The following is a 6,225-nucleotide window of genomic DNA, read 5'->3' on the forward strand; positions in this document are numbered from 1 at the left end:
AAGCCGATTCTTTTAAATCGGCTTTTATATGCTTCTAACTTCGATCTAAACTCCTGTATTGAATAGCCTCGCCTATATGTTTTGAGGATATTGAATCTACTTGATCTAAATCAGCAATAGTTCTAGCAACTCTTAGAATACGATCATAAGCACGTGCAGATAAATTCAAACGATCCATTGCAGTCTTTATTAATTTTTTAGAATTATCTTCCAAAGAACAATATAAGTCTAATTCTTTTGGACCCATTTGCGAATTATAATGTATTAATGCATTTGTATACCTTGAAGTCTGAATTTTTCTTGCAGCAATTACTCGTTTTCTTACTTCTTCACTTTTCTCCCCAGTTCGATCTTTAGATAAATCATCAAAAGGAACAGGCGTAACTTCTATATGTAAATCGATACGATCCAATAATGGTCCCGAGATTTTGTTCATATATCGTTGCATTTCCATTAATGAAGATGTGTTTTGTGGATCGTCAGGGAAATAGCCACTCGGGCTCGGATTCATAGAAGCAACCAACATAAAGCTTGAAGGATAAGTTACTGTAAACTTGGCGCGTGATATGGTAACTTCTCTATCTTCCAAAGGTTGTCGCATAACTTCTAAAACAGATCGTTTAAATTCAGGTAATTCATCCAAAAATAAAACACCATTGTGCGATAAGGAAATTTCTCCAGGTTGAGGATATGATCCGCCGCCAACTAAGGCAACATCTGAAATCGTGTGATGAGGTGATATAAAAGGTCGATTAAAGACTAAAGATCTAGATCCTAATTTTCCGGCAACGCTATGTATTTTTGTTGTTTCTAAAGATTCCTCTATCGTCATTGGAGGTAGAATAGAAGCAATTCGTTTGGCAAGCATCGTTTTTCCACTTCCGGGAGGACCAATCAAAATTATATTATGTCCGCCAGCAGCGGCAATTTCCATCGCGCGTTTTACATTTTCTTGCCCTTTGACATCAGAAAAACAATGAGAATATTGATTCATTAATTCTAAAGAATGTTCTTCAATATTAAATTGATGAGGTTGTAATTCAATTTCATTATTCAAAAACTGAATTACTTCCAAAATATTTTCAACACCATAAACATTAATTCCATTTACAACTCCAGCTTCATCAGCATTAGCTTTTGGTAAGATAATTCCTTTAAAACCTTCTGTTTTAGCTTGGATAGTTATTGGTAAAGCACCTTTGATGGGACGAAGTGATCCATCTAAAGATAATTCGCCCATGATAATATAGTTTTCTATTTCATCATTATCAATTTGTTCAGAAGCAGAAAGAATTCCAATAGCAATAGTCAAATCATAAGCAGAGCCTTCTTTTTGTAAATCGGCAGGAGCCATGTTAATGGTGATTTTTTTACCTGGAATTTTGTAACCAATATTTTTTAATGCGGCTTGTATGCGAAAATTACTTTCTTTTATGGCAGAATCTGGTAATCCAACCAAGTGATAGCCTACGCCTTGGTCGATATTAACTTCTACAGTTATCGTCTGAGCAGATACTCCAAATATTGCGCTTCCGTAAATTTTTTTCAACATAACAACTATTTTACCTAAATTTACTTCCTTTTTCTAGTTAATAAAATAGCTAAAAGGATTTAAATGTTTAATTTTAAAGAGAATAGAACGTAGATTCTATCTTTAAAGCTATATGAAGAAAGAAAAAATTAGTTTCGAATACGAAGTATTCGATTCTTTCAATGAATTGCAGGAAGAAAACAAAACATTAGTTTTAAGAGCAAATCAAATCTCAAAATCTGCTTATGCACCCTATTCAAACTTTCATGTTGGTGCTGCTGTTGAATTAGAAGATGGTCAAATCTTCGTTAGTAGTAATCAAGAAAACGCATCTTATCCTGTAGGAACTTGTGCAGAGCGTGGATTACTAGCGTTCGTAAATGCAAATTATCCTAATATTAAAATAAAAAAATTAGCTGTTTCAACTATTAATATTAATAAACCTTTGCCTCCTTGCGGAATGTGTCGTCAATACATTCTTGAAATTGAAAAGAAACAAAACGATAACATAGCGTTGTTTTTATCAGGAAACGAAGGGCAAGTATTTAAAGTTGATAGTGCTAAAGATTTACTTCCACTTCATTTTACTGAAGATTTTTTAGACTAGCAATTTTGCACACGTCTAAGATTAGTTTAAATTTGTTCTAACGAATTGTGCAATTATGGAAAAATTAACGCAGGAACAATACCTACAATGGTATCGTGATATGAACTTTTGGCGACGCTTCGAAGATAAGAGCCGCTCTCTATATTTAAAACAAAAAATTAGAGGATTCTTACATTTATACAACGGGCAAGAAGCTTTACCAGCTGGATTCTTACATGCAATGGAACCAGAAGATAGAGTAATTACTGCTTACCGTTGTCACGTTTGGCCAATGGCAATGGGTGTAGATCCAAAAAGAATTATGGCTGAAATGTGTGGAAAAGCTACAGGAACTTCTCAAGGTTTAGGTGGATCTATGCACATTTTTAGTAAAGAACATCACTTTTATGGTGGACATGGTATTGTTGGTGGACAAATCAATTTAGGTGCTGGTATTGCATTTGGTGATAAATACAACGACAAAAAACATGTAACTATCTGTTTAATGGGAGATGGTGCTACGCGTCAAGGAACATTACACGAAACTTTTAATATGGCTATGAACTGGAAATTACCAGTAGTATTCGTTTGTGAAAACAATCAATACGCTATGGGAACTTCAGTAAGTCGTACTGCAAATCACGAAGATATCTGGAAATTAGGTTTAGGATATGATATGCCTTCTATGCCTGTAGATGGAATGGATCCTGTTAAAGTAGCTGAAGCTGCTTACGAAGCGATTGAGCGTGCTCGTCGTGGAGATGGACCAACTTTCTTAGATGTTCGTACGTACCGTTACCGTGGACATTCAATGTCTGATGCTGAGCCTTATCGTACAAAAGAAGAGGTAGAAGCGTACAAACAAGAAGATCCAATTTTAAATGTTGAGTCTCATATCTTAGCTAACAATTGGGCAACAAAAGAACAATTAGATGCTATTATCGAAGAGGTGAAATCTCATGTGGAAGAATGTGTTGAATTTGCAGAAAATTCACCTTATCCAGATGCTAATGTGATGTATGATAACATTTACGCACAAGAAGATTATCCATTCTTAGATAAAGTTGAAAATAACTAAAAAAAACCATGGCAGAAATTATTACAATGCCTCGCTTAAGCGACACAATGGAGGAAGGAACTGTTGTTAAGTGGCATAAAAATGTTGGAGATAAAGTTTCAGAAGGTGATGTAATTGCCGAAATTGAAACTGATAAAGCAATCCAAGAATTCGAATCAGAGTTTGACGGAACATTATTATACCAAGGAGCAAAAGAAAATGAACCTGCTCCGGTAGATACTGTTTTAGCAATTATCGGAAATGAAGGTGAAGATATTTCAGCTTTAATCGGTGGTGCACCTAAAGCAGTAGCTACAGAAGAAGTAAAAGAAGAGGTTGCTCCAATAGAAGCACCAACTACTACTTCGTTTGAGGTTCCATCTAATGTAGATGTAATTACAATGCCTCGTCTTTCTGACACAATGGAGGAAGGAACGGTAGTTGTATGGCACAAACATGTTGGAGATACAGTAAAAGAAGGTGATATTTTAGCTGAAATTGAAACAGATAAAGCTGTTCAAGAATTTGAGTCTGAATATGACGGTGTTTTATTATATCAAGGAGCAAAAGAAAATGAGCCTGCACCAGTTGATACTGTTTTAGCTATCATTGGTGAAGCTGGTACTGACGTTTCTGCAATTGTTGCTAACGGAGGTAAAGTTGCTGCTCCAGCTCAAACTTCCACTCAAGAAGTTATTGAAGACGAAAAACCTGTTGTTGTAGAATTAGAGGTTCCTCAAGTTCAAGTATCTAACGATCGTATTTTCGCTTCTCCATTAGCAAAATCAATTGCAAAAGATAAAGGAATTAATTTAGCAGAAGTTCAAGGTTCTGGTGATCAGGGTCGTATCGTGAAGAAAGATGTTGAAAACTTCCAACCAACTGCTAAAGTTGAAGCTCCAGCTGAGGTTAAATCTGAAGCGAAAGCTGTTGCTGCTCCAGTTCAACAATATGTCACTGGTGAAGATACGGAAATTCCTAACTCTCAAATGCGTAAAGTTATTGCGAAGCGTTTAGCAGAATCTAAATATTCAGCTCCACATTATTATTTAAATGTAGAGTTAGATATGGATAATGCAATCGAAGCACGTAAGCAATTAAATACGGTGCCAAATACAAAAGTTTCTTTCAACGATATAGTTGTTAAAGCTTGTGCAATGGCTATACGTAAACATCCAGCAATCAACACAACTTGGTACGATGATAAAATTGTACAACATGGAAATATCAATATTGGTGTAGCAGTTGCTGTAGAAGATGGATTATTAGTTCCGGTTGTTAAAAACACAGACCAAAAATCATTCTCTCAAATTTCTGCTGAGGTTAAAGATTATGCAGGTCGTGCAAGAGATCGTAAATTAAAAGCTGACGAAATGGAAAAATCTACTTTCTCAGTATCTAACTTAGGTATGTTCGGAATCGAATCATTTACTTCGATTATCAATCAACCAAACTCTTGTATTTTATCAGTAGGAGCAATTATCGAAAAACCTGTTGTTAAAAATGGTCAAATCGTTGTTGGTAACACAATGAAATTGACTTTAGCTTGTGATCACCGTACAGTGGACGGAGCTACAGGTGCACAATTCTTACAAACGTTAAAAATGTATATCGAGAATCCAGTAACAATGTTAGTGTAATCAAGATATATTGAAAATAAATAAAAAGGTCATTCGTTTCGAGTGACCTTTTTTTATTTAAGATTCGTAACTTTACTAAAACCTAAATACTCCAATGGAAAAACTTAAGTTCTGGTATAAAATATTATTTCAAACAGCAACCGAGTTTGGCGAAGACCGTATAATGAAGATGAGTGCATCACTTACATATTATACGTTATTTTCTTTGTCGCCACTTATTCTTATTGTTGTATCTGGAGCAAGTATGTTTTTTAAAAAAGATGCGATAGAGAACCGTATTTATACAGAACTAAAAAATATAGTCGGTTCAGAAGTTGCTATAACAGTACAAAATTTTGTTGCAAATTCGACTTTGTCTGGCGATAGTTCTCTATCTTTATATATAGGTCTTGGTGTCTTGTTATTTGGTTCTACAACAATGTTTACAGATATGCAAGATTCGTTAAATCTTATTTTACGTATAGAATCTGTTCCGCGTCGTGCTTGGTTAAAACTCATTATCAATCGCGCATTATCTTTTCTAATCATTTTAATTTTAGGATTAATTTTGATAGCGACTGTAATTACGAACGGAGTATTAGTCGGTTATGGCGAAGATATTTTTACAAAACTAAACATCGATTCTCGCTTTTCATCTGCTTCATTTATATTATTGAATAATATCTTAAGTATTTTTATTTCAATAGTAATCTTTTATGTGTTATTTAAAGTACTTCCAGATGCAAAAATCCATAGGAAACCAGCATTCTTAGGTGCAGTTTTTACAGCAGTACTATTTTATATCGCAAAATATTTGATTGGTATTTATTTATCAAATACTAAATACAGCACTATTTTCGGATCAGCTGGATCGTTGGTTGTCCTACTTGTTTGGATTTACTACGTAGCAATCATCATTTATTTTGGCGCAAAATTCACAAAGGTTTATTCAGAAAATCAAGGATTTCTAATTATACCTAAAAAAGGAGCAAAGGTTCGTCAAATTTCTTTCGTAAAACAGCTTACTAATAATCCTAAAGAATCTGAAAATATATAAAATAAATTTTTTGAATATTGTTTTGATTAGTTATTGAGAGAGGAGTTGCTTCGCAACTCATTTTCCCGAGTCCTTTCATCAAAGTATTTCGTAACACCTGCTTTTTAATAAGCAGTTATTACAAAATAATCAATCCAGGCTATCATTTCTATTTTTTCTTTATAAAATATTTTCCGGTTCGTCATTCCTAAGTGTTTTATTCAACTGTCCTCCTGAACTTGTTTCAGGATCTCATCATTATTTTTATCCATAATCTGTCCTTCCAATATTCAAGGATCTAAAAATTTGTCATGCTTAGCCTGTCGAAGCGTTTTTATATATAATAAACTGACATTTAAATCTAAGACGTTAAAAAATTAAATAGAATGAAGGATA

General features: G+C 34.1%; 5 protein-coding genes. 4 read left to right on the forward strand and 1 reads right to left on the reverse strand.

Going from position 1 to position 6,225, the window contains the following annotated elements:
• Nucleotides 1-34 precede the first annotated feature (34 nt).
• Entirely contained in the window at nt 35-1,552 is a 1,518-nt protein-coding gene (locus EAH69_RS01255) for a YifB family Mg chelatase-like AAA ATPase (protein ID WP_121933385.1), read from the reverse strand.
• Nucleotides 1,553-1,664: 112 nt separating this feature from the next.
• On the opposite strand from EAH69_RS01255, the gene EAH69_RS01260 reads away from it, so the two are divergent.
• The 4 genes from EAH69_RS01260 (at nt 1,665) to EAH69_RS01275 (ending at nt 5,850) form a co-directional block, all read left to right on the forward strand.
• Nucleotides 1,665-2,138 (forward strand): cytidine deaminase, encoded by a 474-nt coding sequence (locus EAH69_RS01260; protein ID WP_121933386.1) that lies wholly within the window; start codon nt 1,665-1,667, stop codon nt 2,136-2,138.
• Nucleotides 2,139-2,193: 55 nt separating this feature from the next.
• Nucleotides 2,194-3,195 (forward strand): pyruvate dehydrogenase (acetyl-transferring) E1 component subunit alpha, encoded by a 1,002-nt coding sequence (gene pdhA, locus EAH69_RS01265; RefSeq protein ID WP_121933387.1) that lies wholly within the window; start codon nt 2,194-2,196, stop codon nt 3,193-3,195.
• Nucleotides 3,196-3,203: 8 nt separating this feature from the next.
• Entirely contained in the window at nt 3,204-4,814 is a 1,611-nt protein-coding gene (locus EAH69_RS01270; RefSeq protein ID WP_121933388.1) for a pyruvate dehydrogenase complex dihydrolipoamide acetyltransferase, read from the forward strand.
• A gap of 94 nt (nt 4,815-4,908) precedes the next feature.
• Nucleotides 4,909-5,850 (forward strand): YihY/virulence factor BrkB family protein, encoded by a 942-nt coding sequence (locus EAH69_RS01275; protein ID WP_121933389.1) that lies wholly within the window; start codon nt 4,909-4,911, stop codon nt 5,848-5,850.
• Nucleotides 5,851-6,225 lie beyond the last annotated feature (375 nt).

This window comes from Faecalibacter macacae (assembly GCF_003687725.1).
In the GTDB taxonomy this organism is placed as follows: Bacteria; Bacteroidota; Bacteroidia; order Flavobacteriales; family Weeksellaceae; genus Empedobacter; species Empedobacter macacae.

Coding starts and splice junctions, on each gene's coding strand:
- EAH69_RS01255 (WP_121933385.1), bottom strand. CDS start 1,552: ATGTTGAAAAAAATTTACGGAAGCGCAATATTTGGAGTATCTGCTCAG.
- EAH69_RS01260 (WP_121933386.1), top strand. CDS start 1,665: ATGAAGAAAGAAAAAATTAGTTTCGAATACGAAGTATTCGATTCTTTC.
- pdhA (WP_121933387.1), top strand. CDS start 2,194: ATGGAAAAATTAACGCAGGAACAATACCTACAATGGTATCGTGATATG.
- EAH69_RS01270 (WP_121933388.1), top strand. CDS start 3,204: ATGGCAGAAATTATTACAATGCCTCGCTTAAGCGACACAATGGAGGAA.
- EAH69_RS01275 (WP_121933389.1), top strand. CDS start 4,909: ATGGAAAAACTTAAGTTCTGGTATAAAATATTATTTCAAACAGCAACC.